The organism is Enterobacter sp. MGH120 (genome assembly GCF_001037725.1).
GTDB classification, from domain to species: domain Bacteria; phylum Pseudomonadota; class Gammaproteobacteria; order Enterobacterales; family Enterobacteriaceae; genus Enterobacter; species Enterobacter hormaechei_C.
This window is the reverse complement of the sequence record NZ_KQ089940.1, coordinates 693832-707747: the sequence shown is the minus strand read 5'-3', so window position 1 is coordinate 707747 and position 13916 is coordinate 693832. Positions and strand designations below refer to the sequence as shown.

Sequence of the window (13916 nt, the reverse complement as noted above, 5' to 3'; positions counted from 1 at the left end):
ATGTACCAGTTTGTACTGGGAAAGATCTCCACCCTTAGCGCGGACCCGCTGGCGTCAACGCTCGCAGACATGGCACCTCAGGGTGCACGACACGCTTCCTGGCTTGCAGGCCGGACGCTGCTCGCCAGAACGTTATCCCCCTCACCGCTTCCCGAGATAATTTACGGCGAGCAGGGAAAACCGGCCTTCGCTAACGGCCATCCGCTGTGGTTTAACCTGAGCCACAGCGGGGACGACATTGCCCTGCTGATGAGCGATGAAGGTGAAGTGGGCTGCGATATCGAAGTGATCCGCCCGCGGGAGAACTGGCAGGCGCTGGCGAATGCCGTTTTCAGCCTCACCGAACATGACGAGCTGGAACGTGAAGCGCCGGAAGAGCAGCTTTCCGCATTCTGGCGCATCTGGACGCGCAAAGAGGCGATCGTCAAACAGCGTGGCGGCAGCGCGTGGCAGATTGTCAGTATTGACAGCACCGCCCAGACCCTCCCGGTCAGTCAGCTACGCTTCGGCTCGCTGAGCCTGGCGGTCTGTACCCCTACGCCTTTCACCTTAACGGCGGAAGCGGTTACTTACTCCGGTATTTCTGCGGCATAAAAATGACCAGCACGCCGAGTATAATCAAGCCGACGCCCGCCAGCCCGCGCCAGGAAAAGTGTTCTCCCCAGCCGGGCAGTAAAATTGCAGCACTCCACACCAGGATGTAACTGAGGCTCAGCAAGGCATACGCTTTGCTGAGCGCCATACGATGCAATGCCAGATACCAGCAGCCCATTGAGGCGCAATAGCCTGTCAGCCCCAGCATCAGCGCGCCCGTACCGGGGACTATATGCCAGAGGGCTGCCCAGAAAGCGTCGCTCATCGGGGGCAGCGTCATCATCGCATGACGCAGCAGCAGCTGCGCCACGCTGACTAACACTACGCTGCATAACGCCCAACACGCACCGTTCACAGGCTTCCTCCCAGCAAAATAACCCCGACGATAATTAACCCGACGCCCAGCCAGTGACGTAGCGGGACAGGCTCATGCCAGACGATTTTTGCCGCCAGCGTTACCCAGACAAAGTTAAGGCTCAGCATGGGGTACGCCACCCCGACGGGCAGATGCTGCAATACCACCAGCCAGGCAACCATCCCGCCACCCAGCATCAGCAGGGCCAGCCCAAGCCACAGGGCGACCTGCTGACCGCCGCCTGCCCGGGTCGCCTGTTTCTGGCACAGTTGACCTGCGCAGCTCAACAGGCTTGCCAGCACCAGCCAGATCCAGGCCATCACTGCGGCAGATATTGCAGGTAAGCCAGACGCCCCTGAATCGTCAGGTTGTCCGGTTTTGGCAGCCCGGCGCGGGCCAGGTCGTCGTTTTTCGACAGCAGGATCACCAGCGACACCGGTCCCTGCTGACGATGCGCTTCAAGCCAGTGCGCGATATCATCTTTGCTCACAAAACGCCCCTTAGCGTCCGGATAATCCAGGCCGTATTTCAGCTCACCGCTCTGCCCATACAAAATGATGTCATTACGCTGAAGCTCCCACGCCAGCCCGGAGGCTATACCAACGTTGTTCGCCAGGACGAATTTACTCATCTGTAATGGCTCGCGAACGGAATCCACCAGCGACTGCGGCTGTTTGGAATCCACTACCCGGTCCGGGATCGCAAAACCCACCAGCAGCGCCAGCCCGGCAGGGCAAAGCGCCGCCAGCCACCAGCGCTGCGGATTTTTAAGGGTAAACCAGCCCACCGAGGCCCAGACCAGAAACGCCACCACGGCACAGAAGACTTTGTACAATTCGACCGGTGTCCAGACCGGATGTTTAGCAAGCCCCCATGGCGATACCACCAGCGCCGCCAGCATGCCAAGCACGCCAAACGCGATATTGATCCCACCGTTAATACGTAACGCTTTTTCGGCGACGGTGCAGGCGTAGCGCGCCATCAGGATCGCCAGCGGCGCAAAGCACGGCAGGATATAGGTCGGCAGCTTGCCTTTGGCGATGCTGAAGAACAGCAGCGGCATCACTATCCAGCCCAGCAGATAAAGCCCCGCCCTCTCGTTTTCTCTGTCTCGCCATCCCAGGCGCAGCGAGCCCGGCAGCATCGCCAGCCACGGCAGACTTCCCGCGATGAGGAACGGCAGATAGTACCAGAACGGCGCTTTATGCTGGGCATCGCTCCGGGCAAAGCGCTGGATATGCTCCACCCAGAAGAAGTAACGCCAGAAATCGGGTTCACGCTGAGCGATTGCCAGCCCCCAGGGCAGGACGATAAGTACGCAGCTGAGGATCGCCAGCCAGCCGAAAACCAGCACCTCCTTCCAGCGTCGTTGCGCAATCACCCACGGCAGCACGCCAATCACCGGTACCGCCAGCGCCAGGAAGCCTTTGGTCATGACGCCCATGCCGCAGGCCAGCCCCAGCAGAATGTAGCCCCCCGCTTTTCCGGCTATCGTTTTCGCCTGCGAAGCCAGCCAGAAGCTGCACATAGCCGCCACCAGCCAGAGGGTGATAATGGGATCCAGCACGGCGTAGGTGCCGATGCCATAGACCAGGAACAGGGTTAAGAAGATCAGGCCGGAGAAGATCGCCACCCGCTTATCCTGCCAGAGACGCCAGGCCAGCCAGATCACCAGCAGCGCCGTCAGCCCGGTGCAGAATATCGCCCCCGCGCGAACGGCAAAATTGGTGTGTCCAAATAGCCATTGCCCGATGCTGTTCACCCAGTAACCGGCAATGGGTTTTTCAAAGTAACGCAGCCCGAGGAAATGCGGGACCACCCAATCGCCGGAGGCCAGCATTTCGCGGCTGATTTCCGCATAGCGCGTTTCATCAGGCTGCCATAACAGGCGAAGGTTGACCGGAAGGAGGTAGTAAACGACAAACAGGGCGAGAAGCGTCAGGCCATAGCGGGCTGTTTTCATAGTGCCGGGCTCACGGTTTGTTGATAGCCAAGCCAGCCTTCCCGGCCAGCCATTTCACGACGGACGATTTTTCCCAGGGGCAGCGTGCCAGGATCCTCCGGCAACAGCTGGCTTAACGGGCAGAACTGAATGCCCTCCTGCGCCGCCAGCGCAAGCAACGCGTCGAAATCCTGCTGATACGCAATGCCTTCCACTTCGGCATGGATGGTATAAACCGGCGTACCGGCATCGCGGTGCATCGCATCCAGAATGTAACGGTTAAACCTGTCGGCACTCACCTCGCGCCCGACCACTTCATCCCACGTCGGAAGGGTGACCGGAATCTGCACCGTGCCGGTTCGGTTTTCCCCCAGCAGCGGTAAAAACGGTCCGGTGCCCCGGCAATCGCTGTTGTAGCGAAAGGCAAAGCGCTCTTTGGCCTTCACCACGCGCTGGTCGGCCCGCCATCCCGCCACGGCGGAACAGCGCACAGGCTGGCCGGTAATGGCTTCCAGCTCCAGCACGCCGCGCTCAACCTCACGCGCCAGGCGGGGGATATCCCACACGCCCGCCCAGGCCTGCCAGGCATGGTGATCCCAGGCGTGCAGCCCCACTTCATGATGCTGCGCGGCCTTGCAGATGATCGCTTCATTTTCCGCGCCGATGCGCCTGCCGGGCCATGCGGTTCCGGCCAGCAGGATATCCCAGCCGTAGAGCGATGCCGCGCGCGAGCGCAGCATTTTGTACAGAAAGGCCGGTTTAACCAGGCGCCACAGATGACGCCCCATGTTGTCTGGCCCGACGCTGAAGAAAAGCGTCGCGCGCACGTCGTGCTTGCTTAGCAGTTCCAGCAGCCGCGGCACACCCTCACGCGTGCCGCGAAAGGTGTCGACGTCAATGCGTAAACCGACCTTTTTCATGATGCCTGTTCCGACAGCTCCACGGTGCGCAGGAAGAAGTCGAGCGTTTCATCAATGGTCTGCTCCATCTTCACCGTCGGCGTCCAGTTCAGGCAGCGCTTCGCATTGCGGATGCTCGGCTTGCGGTGCTCAACGTCCTGATAACCCTTGCCGTAGTAGCTGCTGCTCTCCACTTCGCGGAAACCGGCAAACGGCGGGAACTGGCTGCGCAGCGGGTGACGTTCAAAGCTTGCCAGCAGCATTTCCGCCAGCTCGCGGATGCTCGCTTCGTTGTCCGGGTTACCGATGTTGATGATCTCTCCGTTACAGCGGCCGTCTTTGTTTTCGATGATGCGGAACAGCGCTTCAATACCGTCGCTGATATCGGTGAAGCAACGTTTCTGTTTGCCACCTTCAATCAGCTTAATGGGCGAACCTTCCACCAGGTTGAGGATCAGCTGGGTGATAGCGCGGGAGCTGCCGATACGCGCGGCGTTCAGGTTGTCCAGGCGCGGCCCCATCCAGTTAAACGGGCGGAACAGGGTAAAGCGTAGCCCCTCTTTCTCACCGTATGCCCAGATCACGCGGTCCAGCAGCTGTTTGGAGACGGAGTAGATCCAGCGCTGCTTGTTAATCGGCCCGACCACCAGACTGGAGGTGTCTTCATCGAAGTTATTGTCGGTACACATGCCGTACACTTCCGACGTCGACGGGAAGATGATGCGCTTATCGTATTTCACGCAGTCGCGGATAATCTTCAGGTTCTCTTCGAAATCGAGTTCGAACACGCGCAGCGGGTTACGGGTGTATTCAATCGGGGTGGCAATCGCCACCAGCGGCAGCACCACGTCACATTTTTTGATGTGGTACTCGATCCATTCGGAATGGATGCTGATGTCCCCTTCAACGAAGTGGAAACGGGGATTAGTGAGGAATCGACCGATCGCATCGGATCCGATATCGAGACCGTAGATCTCGTAATTGTCGTCTTCCAGCAGCCGTTCGGTCAGATGGTTACCGATAAACCCGTTCACGCCGAGGATTAAGACGCGCGTGCGGCGTTTGATCGCCACCACCGGCGCGCTGGTGATCAGCGCCCCCGCCACCAGCCCAAGAGACTGCGCCAGCTGCGCCCCCTGCACGTACAGCCCGTTATCCGTTTGTCCGGTGACGATCTCCAGCGCCTGCTCGCCGCAGCTCACAATCAGCGGAGAGACGGAGATGACGGTGCCCGGTTTTGCCGCCGGAATGTCCTCACGCACGCGGGATTTCCAGACGATAAATTTACTGACCCCGGCGAAGCTGTACGCGCCCGGCCACGGGTCGGTCACGGCGCGCACCAGGTTATGCAGCTGACGCGCCGGTTTCGCCCAGTCCAGTCGCCCGTCCTCCGGCGTGCGGCGACCAAAACTGCTTGCCTTGCTTTCGTCCTGCGCGGTTTCGGTAAAAGTCCCCTGACGGATCGTCGGCAGCGCGTCGCGAAGCAGGCTTTGCGCGGCGATGCAGAGCTTGTGGTGCAGCTCCAGCGCCGTTTCATCAGCGCCAATGCCCACTTTCAGCTGTGCCACGATACCGCCCGCATCGGCACGGCGTACCATTTTGTGCAGCGTTACGCCGGTTTCCGTTTCACCGTTAACCAGCGCCCAGTTCAGCGGCGCACGGCCACGGTAGGCAGGCAGCAGCGAGCCGTGCAGGTTAAATGCGCCTTTTGTCGCCACGCTCAGGATGTCGTCGCAAAGCAGATTGCGGTAGTAGAAAGAGAAAATCACGTCCGGCGCGAGTTTCTGAATGCGATCCACCCACAGCGGATGGTTCACATCGTCCGGGGCGTAAACCGGAATACCGTGTTCAGCCGCAATACGCGCCACCGAGCCGAAGAAGTGGTTTTCCCCGGCAACATCCGGATGGGTGAAGATGGCGGTAATGTCGAAGCCTGCGTCCAGCAAGGCTTGCGTGCCCGTGCAACCCATATCGTGATAGGCAAAGACGACGGTTTTCATGGGTGGTTTTCCTCTTGAGATGCCAGGTGCTCCTGACGGACAACACGTTGAATAAAATAGCGCGGACGCGCGCGAACATCGTTGTAAATACGGCCAATGTACTCACCCAGCAGACCCATACCGATGAACTGGGCGCCAATGAACGTGAACAGCACGGCAAACAGCATAAAGACCCCTTCCGCCGCCCACTGGGGACCAAAGACCAGCCGCAGAACGACCAGCAGAACGGAAAGCGCAAACCCGGCCAGCGCGATAACGCTGCCGAACACGCTCAACAGGCGCAGCGGCGTGGTGGTCAGGCAGGTGATCAGGTCGTACATCAGGTTGATCAGACGCATGAAGCTGTATTTTGACTCCCCGTGCTCGCGCTCGGCGTGCAGCACCGGGATCTCCGTCGCTTTACGGGCAAAGGTGTTCGCCAGAATCGGAATGAAGGTGCTGCGCTCGTGGCAGTGCAGCATGGCGTCGACGATGTGGCGGCGATAGGCGCGCAGCATGCAGCCGTAGTCGCCCATCGCTTTACCGGTGGTGCGCTGGATCAGACGGTTGATGGTGCGAGACGCCAGCTTACGGAACAGGCTGTCCTGGCGGTTTTGCCGCACGGTGCCGACCACGTCGTAGCCTTCGTCGGCTTTGGCGACCAGACGCGGGATCTCTTCCGGCGGGTTTTGCAGATCAGCATCCAGGGTGATCACCAGATCGCCCGTAACGTGGCTGAACCCGGCCATAATTGCCGAGTGCTGGCCGTAGTTACGGTTGAGCAGTACGGCAACAATGTGGCTGCCCTCCGCTTGCGCGGCGTCGGTCAGCATCCGCGCGGAGTCGTCGCTGCTGCCGTCGTCCACCAGCAGAATTTCATAAGCTTTGCCGAGCGTCTCGCAGGCGGCAGTCGTGCGGCGGATCAGTTCCGGCAGGCTCTCCTGCTCGTTATAGACCGGGATCACCACGGAAACTTTTTGTACAGGCGGCGCACTGAACATATCAATGTCCTGCAAGCTGATGGAGCGCGGTAATGACGCGGGTTGTGTCGTCATGGGTCATGTCCGGGAAAAGAGGGAGAGAACAAATACGCGCGCTGTTCCATTCAGAGTTCGGAAGCGACACATCAGGGAAACGCTCGCGGTAGTATTTTTGCGTATGTGCCGCACGGAAATGCAGGCCCGTACCGATGCCCTGCTCCTTCAGCGCGGCCATCAGGGCATCACGCGAGAGGCCGCACCGGGCCTCATCCACGCGAATGATAAACAGGTGCCAGGCGTGCAGATGCGGCCAGGACGGAATGCGCAGCGGCTGGAAAGGGGTATCCGAGAGTTCAAGCCGATAGCGGTCGGCAATGTCGCGACGGCGCCTGTTGGCTTCGCCCAGCTTGCCGAGCTGCACCAGCGCCAGCGCGGCGTTGATATCCGCGAGGTTGTATTTAAAACCCGGGGTGATGACCTCGGCCTGCGGCGCGCGGCCATGGGTCTGGCGGTCATAGGCATCAACGCCCAGACCGTGGAACTTCAGGCTACGGATGTTTTGCGCCAGCTGCTCGTCATCCGTCACCACCAGCCCACCTTCGGCGCAGGTCATGTTTTTGATGGCGTGGAAGGAGAAAATTGCGGTGCCCCGCCAGCCCACATGACGGCTGTGGTAGTACGTTCCGGCGGCATGGGCCGCGTCTTCAATGACAGGAATACCGTGACGTTCACCGACGGCGCGGATGGCGTCAATATCGCACGGCGCACCCGCATAATGAACCGGCACAATGGCTTTGGTGCGAGGCGTAACGGCGGCGTCGACCGCTTCAGGCGTCACCATCAGCGTGTCTCTGTCGACGTCGATCATCACCGGTATGGCACCCAGCAGCACGATCATATTCAGCGTCGATACCCAGGTCAGGGAGGGCGTAATCACCTCATCGCCGGGACCAATCCCCATCGCCATCAGGGTGACGTGCATCCCCGCCGTGGCAGAGGAGACGGCAATCGCATGACGGTTTCCCGTCAGCGTACAGAACGCCTCTTCAAGCATCTGATTTTTCGGCCCGGTGGTGATCCAGCCGGAGGTTACTACCTCCTGGACCGCGGCGATTTCCTCCGCGCCCATTGAGGGCCGGGAAAAAGGCAAAAAATCACGCATTATTAATTTCCTTGAGTTATGCATGGCAACTTTTTGATATTAACCAAATGCCGATGCGTTTATTTCAACGAACCATAAACTCATCTCAAGGTAACGTTCATTTCTTAGGGAAAAATTAAGATGGTGATAAAAAGGAGGAATGAATTGATATAAATTTATTATTAAACAATAGGTTAAGTAATTATGAATTATTTATTATGTGATTCCGCTCACCGTATTAAAGTCAATTATCTAAACCAAACATCAACAAATAAAAAAATCCCCGACCATTTCCAATAAATATGAAATGAGTCGGGAACTTTTCTTTTTAGTTAATTGTCGCGCTTATTTTAAATTATCAGGAAAGTTTTTTGGCAACTCGCTGGCCGCGCACGCAATAACGCTGTCGTCATTCGCACCGCAGTCGCGCACGAAGGTGATGGTGGCAAATTCATCAATCACTTCGGTTGGATACGCTGGCCCGGCATCACGGTAGCTATTCATCAGTGGAATGTGATCGTTCTGGAAGCAGACGGTTTTTTCCGGATTATTCATGACCCAGCGCGGGAAGAAGATGGTGCCGTGGAACAGGCTGTCTCCCAGGTTCACGATCAGGCTCACGTCGGTACCGGTTGGCTCCGTCCAGGAAATTTTATAGATGCTCTCCCCAACACGGACAATGTAGGCCTGCTGATCTTTCACCCAACGGTTGCCCACCAGACCACTGTGAATACGGTAGTCCAGGGTGTTTTCGTTTTTAACGTAAATTTCGTAGTTCCAGCCATTATCGTAGGTATATACCAGATGTTTACCGACGAAGCCGCTTAAATCATGTTTATCGAAGGTGCTCATAAGATGTCTCCTTTGTTTTGATGAGACGATCGTACCCCTTCAAAAAATGAATGAATAACGCTATGTTTGAATCAAATTCATCCAAAATTTAGATTAATTATGCACAAGACGACGCTCGAACAATGGGCCTTGCTGGAGAGAGTCATCGAGGCGGGCAGCTTCGCTAAGGCGGCGGAAGAGACCCACCGCAGCCAGTCCTCGGTCAGCTATAACCTGTCGCTTTTGCAGGAACGGCTGGGCGTGGCGCTCCTGATGACAGAGGGACGGCGTGCCGTGCTGACACCGGCGGGTGAGCTGTTGCTGAATCAGGTTAAACCGCTGCTGAAAGCCTTCGCCTATGTTGAAACGCGCGCTGCGACCCTGCGCAGCGGGATGCGAACCCGTATCGACCTGATGGTAGACAGTATTTTTCCGCGCAGCCGGCTGTTCGCGATTTTGCGCCAGTTTCAGCAGCTGTACCCGCAAACGCAGGTGCGGCTTACCGAGGTGCTGGAAAACAGCCGCGCGGATGCGCTCAATGATGAAGCCGACGTGATGGTCTTAACCCGCCGCCAGGACATTACCGGCCTGGGGGAATGGCTGATGAATATCGATTTTGTTGCCGTCGCGCATCACGCTCACCCGCTGTTTGCGCTGGATACACCGCTTAACGACGAGATGCTACGACCGTGGCCGCGCATTCAGATCGCAGACAGCCAGCCCACCGCTCACTCTACCGGGGAGTCGTGGACCTTCTCCACCATCGATGCCGCGATCGAAGCGGTGATGTATCAGGTTGGATACGGCTGGTTACCGGAAGAACGCATTCAGACCCCGCTCCAGCAGGGCATCCTTAAAACGCTGCCGCTCAGCCACGGCGTACGTCGCGCCACGCCGCTGCACCTCATCGTCAAACGCTCCCTCAGCCCGCTGGACGAGCAGGTTGAGACGCTGTTGCGCCTTTTTAAACAGGAGCCGTCATCGTCAACTGCTACGCTTTAAGTTTTGAACCATAAGATGACAAGGAGCGAATGATGAAAATTGATTTAACGGGGAAAGTAGCGCTGGTGACCGCGTCCACCGGCGGTATTGGGTTTGCCATCGCCCGCGGGCTGGCGGAGAGCGGTGCGGAAGTGATCGTGAACGGGCGCAGCGTCGACTCGGTGAACAAAGGCATTCAGGCGCTACAGCAGGTGGTGCCTGGCGTACAGGTCCGTGCCGCCATCGCCGATCTGAGCTCGCAGGAGGGCGTTGACGAACTGCTCAGGGTCGCCTCGCACGTCGATATTCTGGTGAATAACGCCGGGATCTATGGCCAGCAGGATTTTTATTCCACCGACGACGAGACCTGGGAACGCTACTGGCAGACCAACGTGATGTCCGGCGTGCGCCTCTCTCGTGCCCTGCTGCCCGGCATGGTACAAAAGGGCTGGGGTCGGGTAGTGTTTATCTCGTCGGAATCGGCATGCAATATTCCTGCGGATATGATCCACTATGGCGTGACAAAAACCGCCCAGCTCTCGCTGGCGCGCGGTCTGGCGAAGTTCGTGGCAGGCAGTGGCGTGACGGTGAACAGCGTGCTGCCGGGCCCGACAATGTCGGACGGTTTTGCCGCGATGATGAAAGACGAGATCGAAAGAACCGGTAAATCGCTGGAACAGCTGGCGAAAGAGTTCGTGATGGCGAATCGCCCCAGCTCGGTGATCCAGCGCGCTGCCACGGTGGAAGAAGTGGCAAATATGGTGGTATATGTCTGTTCCATGCAGGCCTCCGCGACTTCCGGCGCGGCGCTGCGCGTTGACGGCGGCGTGGTGGATGACATTGTTTGACCCGTCAGGCCACAGGTTCAGGAAAAAATGCGACCTGATATAAGGACTGTGAAGGTAAAGCAGGTAAACTAGTGAACAGAATGTGTATTTCAGCTAAGACGTATTTATGACCAATATGATTGCCGACGAAGCCGTGGCGAAGTCCAGCGTGCTCTCTGTCTTTGACTTTGATGGTACGTTGACGCACCACGACAGTTTTATCCCGTTCCTGCGCTTTGCCTTTGGCAAGCGCTACTTTGCTGGCCGACTGGTGCGCATGGCCCTGCCTACGCTGCACTGTGTGCGCCGCAAGCTGACGCGAGATGAGCTGAAAGAGGTGTTGATCAAAACCTTCCTGACGGGGGTGGATGAGCACTGGTTACGTCAGCAGGCGGAAGCCTTCTGTGAAAAATACTGGAACAAGCTGATGCGCCCGGAAGGTGTGCTGGCCGTCGCCAACGAGGTCAATTCCGGTGCGGAAGTGACGATTTGCTCTGCTTCCCCGGCGCTGGTATTGCAGCCGTGGGCCGATAAGCTCGGCATTAAGCTGATTGGCACGCAGCTGGAAGTGAAAGACGGCAAGCTGACCGGGCGGATCACCGGCCACAACTGCCGTTGTGCCCAGAAGGTGGCGAGGCTGGAGAAGGTGTATGGGGATTTGAACGCGTATCACCTGCGCGCCTGGGGCGACACGCGTGGCGACCACGAGTTGCTGGCGGCGGCGCAGGATCCGCACTGGCGGCATTTTCATCATCCGAGCAAGCGCCGAAATTCACCAATTAAGGGTTAGGTGCGGCCCGGTGCCCTCACCCCGGCCCTCTCCCACAGGGAGAGGGAGAAAAGCGGTACATCAGGCCTCACGTTTTCCCGGGAACATCACGCTCGCAATAATCCCCAGCGCCAGTACCCCCAGCACCACAAACAGGCTTGCCGTGGCGCCGATGTTATAACCGTGATGCCAGAAGTGGTCGGTCGCATTCAGCCCCAGCTTGAACGCCACGAAGAACAGCAGTAACACTACCGCTTTCTCCAGATGCACCAGATACTGCTTCAGCGCTTCCAGCACGAAGTAGAGGGTACGCAGGCCGAGGATCGCGAACATCATGGCGCTGTAGATGATCAGCGGCTCACGGCTGACGGCAATGATTGCGGGTACGGAATCGAAGGCGAACATCACGTCGGACAGCTCCACCACCGCGACGCAGAGCAGCAGCGGCGTCGCGTAGCGCTTCGCCTTCTTCACGCGGCCTACCATCACATCCTTGTTTTCAGGTTTCTCCAGTTCGGCATCCACCTCTTTCTGGGTCAGGATAAACGCATGGCTGCTGATTTTTGGCCACACCGGGTAGAAGCGTTTCACCAGGCGGTACGCCAGATGGTTGGAGTAATCTTCTACTTCATCGCTCTCTTCATTGCGTTTCAGCATCATCACCGCCGTCCAGCCGACGACCAGCGCAAAAATGACCTCAACATACGGTCCCAGGCTCAGCAGGCTGGTGCCAATGGCAACAAAAATACCACGGAACACAATCGCCCCGAGCACGCCCCAGTAGAGCACGCGGTGACGATATCTATCCGGCACGCCGAACCAGGCGAAGATCGCCATCATCACAAACAGGTTGTCGACGGAGAGCACCTCTTCCAGCGCATAGCCGGTCAGGAACAGACTGGCCATCTCCGCGCCGTGGTGCACGTATAAGAATCCGGCGAAGGCCATCGCCATCATGACCCAGAAGATGGACCACATGACCGCGCTTTTCAGCGAGATCGGTTTATCGTGACGGTGCATGAAGAGGTCGATAAACATCGCCCCAACGGCCATCACCACGAAGACAACAACGGTTTCCGTCGGGAAACCGAGATGAGCAGCAGACATAGACAACCCTTTTAAGAAGACAAAACACCATGCACACAATAAAAAGCGTGGACCCGTTAAGGACGCAGCACGCTAAAAAAATAAATATTAACCGTTCTTTTCAGCAAGTGCCTGCGCGCATGCCCAGGCACTGGCCCACGCCCACTGGAAGTTATACCCGCCGAGCCAGCCGGTCACGTCCATCACTTCACCAATGAAATAAAGACCCGGCACGTTGCGGGCTTCCATCGTGCGGGATGAGAGTTCGTTTGTATCCACGCCGCCCAGCGTCACTTCCGCCGTGCGGTAACCTTCGGTGCCGTTTGGCTGTACGCGCCAGTTCGTCAGCGTCTCCACCAGCGTTTCCTGCTCGCGGCTGTTGAGCTGCTTGAGCGCGACATCCGGAATTTGCCCTAACACCTGCAAGCACTCCACGAGACGCTTCGGCAGCTGCATCGCCAGGGTATTTTTCAGGCTTTGATTCGGGTGCGCAGCGCGTTGCTCGTTAAGGAAGGCGTCCAGATCGCAGTCCGGCACCAGGTTTACGGAGACAAACTCCCCCGGCTGCCAGTAGCTGGAGATCTGCAATACCGCCGGGCCCGAGAGTCCGCGATGGGTAAAGAGCAGATTTTCGCGGAACACCGTGCCGTCTTCGGCCGTAATGACCGACGGCACAGACACGCCGGAGAGCGTCTGAAGCTGTTCCAGCAGCGGCTTATGCAGCGTGAACGGTACCAGCCCGGCGCGGGTGGGCAGTACCTTCAGGCCAAACTGCTCGGCAATTTTATAGCCGAACGGTGAAGCGCCCAGCCCCGGCATCGAGAGGCCGCCGCTGGCGATCACCAGGTTATCGGCGCTGACGGTTTCACCGTTGAGTTGCAGCGTGTAGCCCTGCTCGTCACGGGCGACGTCCAGCACTTCGGTGCGCAGGCGCATAACTACGCCGCCTTTTTCGCACTCGGCCACCAGCATATCGACAATTTGCTGCGCGGAGTCGTCGCAGAACAGCTGTCCCAGCGTCTTCTCATGCCACGCGATACCGTGTTTACCCACCAGCTCGATAAAATCCCACTGGGTGTAGCGCGCCAGCGCAGATTTGCAAAAATGACGGTTCTGGCTCAAATAGGCCGCAGGCTCGACATAAAGATTAGTAAAGTTGCATCGCCCGCCGCCAGACATCAGGATCTTGCGGCCAGGCTTTTTTCCGTTATCCAGCAGCAGCACGCGACGACCCGCTTGTCCGGCCATCGCCGCACAAAACATACCCGCCGCACCGGCGCCAATTACTACGGCATCAAACCTTTCCACGTCAAAATCCTCTTCGTTAACTGCCGCGGATTGTAAAGTTTCCTCAGTGGTCGCACCAGCGTAAAAAGATATTACAAAGCCATTTCATTGATATTTAAAGATTATCCTTTCAGGCACATTTCTCAAATCAGGTGGTATGTCAAAAAAAGTCTATATTTCACTTTGCCCGTTGCGCATTTGTCCTGGATAATGCGCCGCGTTCATGTCCTCAAAATGGCGTAACG

At 57.9% G+C, this 13916-nt stretch carries 14 protein-coding genes; 4 read left to right on the top strand and 10 right to left on the bottom strand.

Annotated features, from left to right (window positions below; all coding sequences use genetic code 11):
- Complete coding sequence (gene acpT / locus SK54_RS03220; protein ID WP_015571496.1) at positions 1 to 594, top strand: 4'-phosphopantetheinyl transferase AcpT; 594 nt, start codon at positions 1 to 3, stop codon at positions 592 to 594.
- Here acpT and arnF read toward each other — a convergent pair.
- From arnF to SK54_RS03180, 8 genes are all read right to left on the bottom strand, one after another.
- Positions 566 to 949, bottom strand: coding sequence for a 4-amino-4-deoxy-L-arabinose-phosphoundecaprenol flippase subunit ArnF (arnF, locus tag SK54_RS03215; protein WP_048246729.1), 384 nt, complete (start codon positions 947 to 949; stop codon positions 566 to 568). The genes acpT and arnF overlap by 29 nt on opposite strands.
- Positions 946 to 1269 (bottom strand): 4-amino-4-deoxy-L-arabinose-phosphoundecaprenol flippase subunit ArnE, encoded by a 324-nt coding sequence (gene arnE / locus SK54_RS03210; RefSeq protein ID WP_015571497.1) that lies wholly within the window; start codon positions 1267 to 1269, stop codon positions 946 to 948. Before arnE ends, arnF begins: the two co-directional genes overlap by 4 nt.
- The gene (gene arnT, locus SK54_RS03205) at positions 1269 to 2912 is read right to left on the bottom strand and encodes a lipid IV(A) 4-amino-4-deoxy-L-arabinosyltransferase (RefSeq protein WP_015571498.1); all 1644 of its coding nucleotides are present in this window, start codon (positions 2910 to 2912) and stop codon (positions 1269 to 1271) included. Before arnT ends, arnE begins: the two co-directional genes overlap by 1 nt.
- The gene (gene arnD, locus SK54_RS03200; RefSeq protein WP_048246727.1) at positions 2909 to 3811 is read right to left on the bottom strand and encodes a 4-deoxy-4-formamido-L-arabinose-phosphoundecaprenol deformylase; all 903 of its coding nucleotides are present in this window, start codon (positions 3809 to 3811) and stop codon (positions 2909 to 2911) included. Before arnD ends, arnT begins: the two co-directional genes overlap by 4 nt.
- On the bottom strand, positions 3808 to 5790 hold the full coding sequence (gene arnA, locus SK54_RS03195) for a bifunctional UDP-4-amino-4-deoxy-L-arabinose formyltransferase/UDP-glucuronic acid oxidase ArnA (protein WP_015571500.1): 1983 nt from the start codon (positions 5788 to 5790) through the stop codon (positions 3808 to 3810). The genes arnD and arnA overlap by 4 nt, the downstream gene beginning before the upstream one ends.
- Positions 5787 to 6770 (bottom strand): undecaprenyl-phosphate 4-deoxy-4-formamido-L-arabinose transferase, encoded by a 984-nt coding sequence (gene arnC / locus SK54_RS03190; protein WP_017693824.1) that lies wholly within the window; start codon positions 6768 to 6770, stop codon positions 5787 to 5789. Before arnC ends, arnA begins: the two co-directional genes overlap by 4 nt.
- 1 nt (position 6771) lies before the next feature.
- Entirely contained in the window at positions 6772 to 7911 is a 1140-nt protein-coding gene (gene arnB, locus SK54_RS03185) for a UDP-4-amino-4-deoxy-L-arabinose aminotransferase (RefSeq protein ID WP_023304576.1), read from the bottom strand.
- A 324-nt stretch (positions 7912 to 8235) separates the two neighbouring features.
- Positions 8236 to 8742 (bottom strand): phenolic acid decarboxylase, encoded by a 507-nt coding sequence (locus SK54_RS03180; protein ID WP_017384099.1) that lies wholly within the window; start codon positions 8740 to 8742, stop codon positions 8236 to 8238.
- A gap of 99 nt (positions 8743 to 8841) precedes the next feature.
- Between SK54_RS03180 and SK54_RS03175 the strand changes: the two genes are divergently transcribed.
- The 3 genes from SK54_RS03175 to SK54_RS03165 all read left to right on the top strand — a co-directional run bounded on the left by SK54_RS03175 (position 8842) and on the right by SK54_RS03165 (position 11319).
- Complete coding sequence (locus tag SK54_RS03175; RefSeq protein WP_023304577.1) at positions 8842 to 9723, top strand: LysR family transcriptional regulator; 882 nt, start codon at positions 8842 to 8844, stop codon at positions 9721 to 9723.
- A gap of 32 nt (positions 9724 to 9755) precedes the next feature.
- Positions 9756 to 10550: an SDR family NAD(P)-dependent oxidoreductase gene (locus SK54_RS03170; protein ID WP_017384097.1), complete on the top strand. Its 795-nt coding sequence runs from the start codon at positions 9756 to 9758 to the stop codon at positions 10548 to 10550.
- A gap of 106 nt (positions 10551 to 10656) precedes the next feature.
- The gene (locus SK54_RS03165) at positions 10657 to 11319 is read left to right on the top strand and encodes an HAD family hydrolase (RefSeq protein WP_003861228.1); all 663 of its coding nucleotides are present in this window, start codon (positions 10657 to 10659) and stop codon (positions 11317 to 11319) included.
- A 60-nt stretch (positions 11320 to 11379) separates the two neighbouring features.
- Here the strand turns inward: SK54_RS03165 and SK54_RS03160 are convergent, their stop codons facing one another.
- Positions 11380 to 12405: a TerC/Alx family metal homeostasis membrane protein gene (locus tag SK54_RS03160; protein WP_015571505.1), complete on the bottom strand. Its 1026-nt coding sequence runs from the start codon at positions 12403 to 12405 to the stop codon at positions 11380 to 11382.
- 87 nt (positions 12406 to 12492) lie between these two features.
- Positions 12493 to 13692, bottom strand: coding sequence for a BaiN/RdsA family NAD(P)/FAD-dependent oxidoreductase (locus tag SK54_RS03155; RefSeq protein ID WP_003861226.1), 1200 nt, complete (start codon positions 13690 to 13692; stop codon positions 12493 to 12495).
- Positions 13693 to 13916 lie beyond the last annotated feature (224 nt).

What these genes read in the sequence shown, in the direction of transcription:
- arnE (WP_015571497.1), bottom strand. Translation starts at nt 1,269, where the DNA reads ATGGCCTGGATCTGGCTGGTGCTGGCAAGCCTGTTGAGCTGCGCAGGT.
- SK54_RS03180 (WP_017384099.1), bottom strand. Translation starts at nt 8,742, where the DNA reads ATGAGCACCTTCGATAAACATGATTTAAGCGGCTTCGTCGGTAAACAT.
- arnD (WP_048246727.1), bottom strand. Translation starts at nt 3,811, where the DNA reads ATGAAAAAGGTCGGTTTACGCATTGACGTCGACACCTTTCGCGGCACG.
- acpT (WP_015571496.1), top strand. Translation starts at nt 1, where the DNA reads ATGTACCAGTTTGTACTGGGAAAGATCTCCACCCTTAGCGCGGACCCG.
- arnC (WP_017693824.1), bottom strand. Translation starts at nt 6,770, where the DNA reads ATGTTCAGTGCGCCGCCTGTACAAAAAGTTTCCGTGGTGATCCCGGTC.
- arnB (WP_023304576.1), bottom strand. Translation starts at nt 7,911, where the DNA reads ATGCGTGATTTTTTGCCTTTTTCCCGGCCCTCAATGGGCGCGGAGGAA.
- SK54_RS03170 (WP_017384097.1), top strand. Translation starts at nt 9,756, where the DNA reads ATGAAAATTGATTTAACGGGGAAAGTAGCGCTGGTGACCGCGTCCACC.
- SK54_RS03160 (WP_015571505.1), bottom strand. Translation starts at nt 12,405, where the DNA reads ATGTCTGCTGCTCATCTCGGTTTCCCGACGGAAACCGTTGTTGTCTTC.
- SK54_RS03175 (WP_023304577.1), top strand. Translation starts at nt 8,842, where the DNA reads ATGCACAAGACGACGCTCGAACAATGGGCCTTGCTGGAGAGAGTCATC.
- SK54_RS03165 (WP_003861228.1), top strand. Translation starts at nt 10,657, where the DNA reads ATGACCAATATGATTGCCGACGAAGCCGTGGCGAAGTCCAGCGTGCTC.
- arnA (WP_015571500.1), bottom strand. Translation starts at nt 5,790, where the DNA reads ATGAAAACCGTCGTCTTTGCCTATCACGATATGGGTTGCACGGGCACG.
- arnT (WP_015571498.1), bottom strand. Translation starts at nt 2,912, where the DNA reads ATGAAAACAGCCCGCTATGGCCTGACGCTTCTCGCCCTGTTTGTCGTT.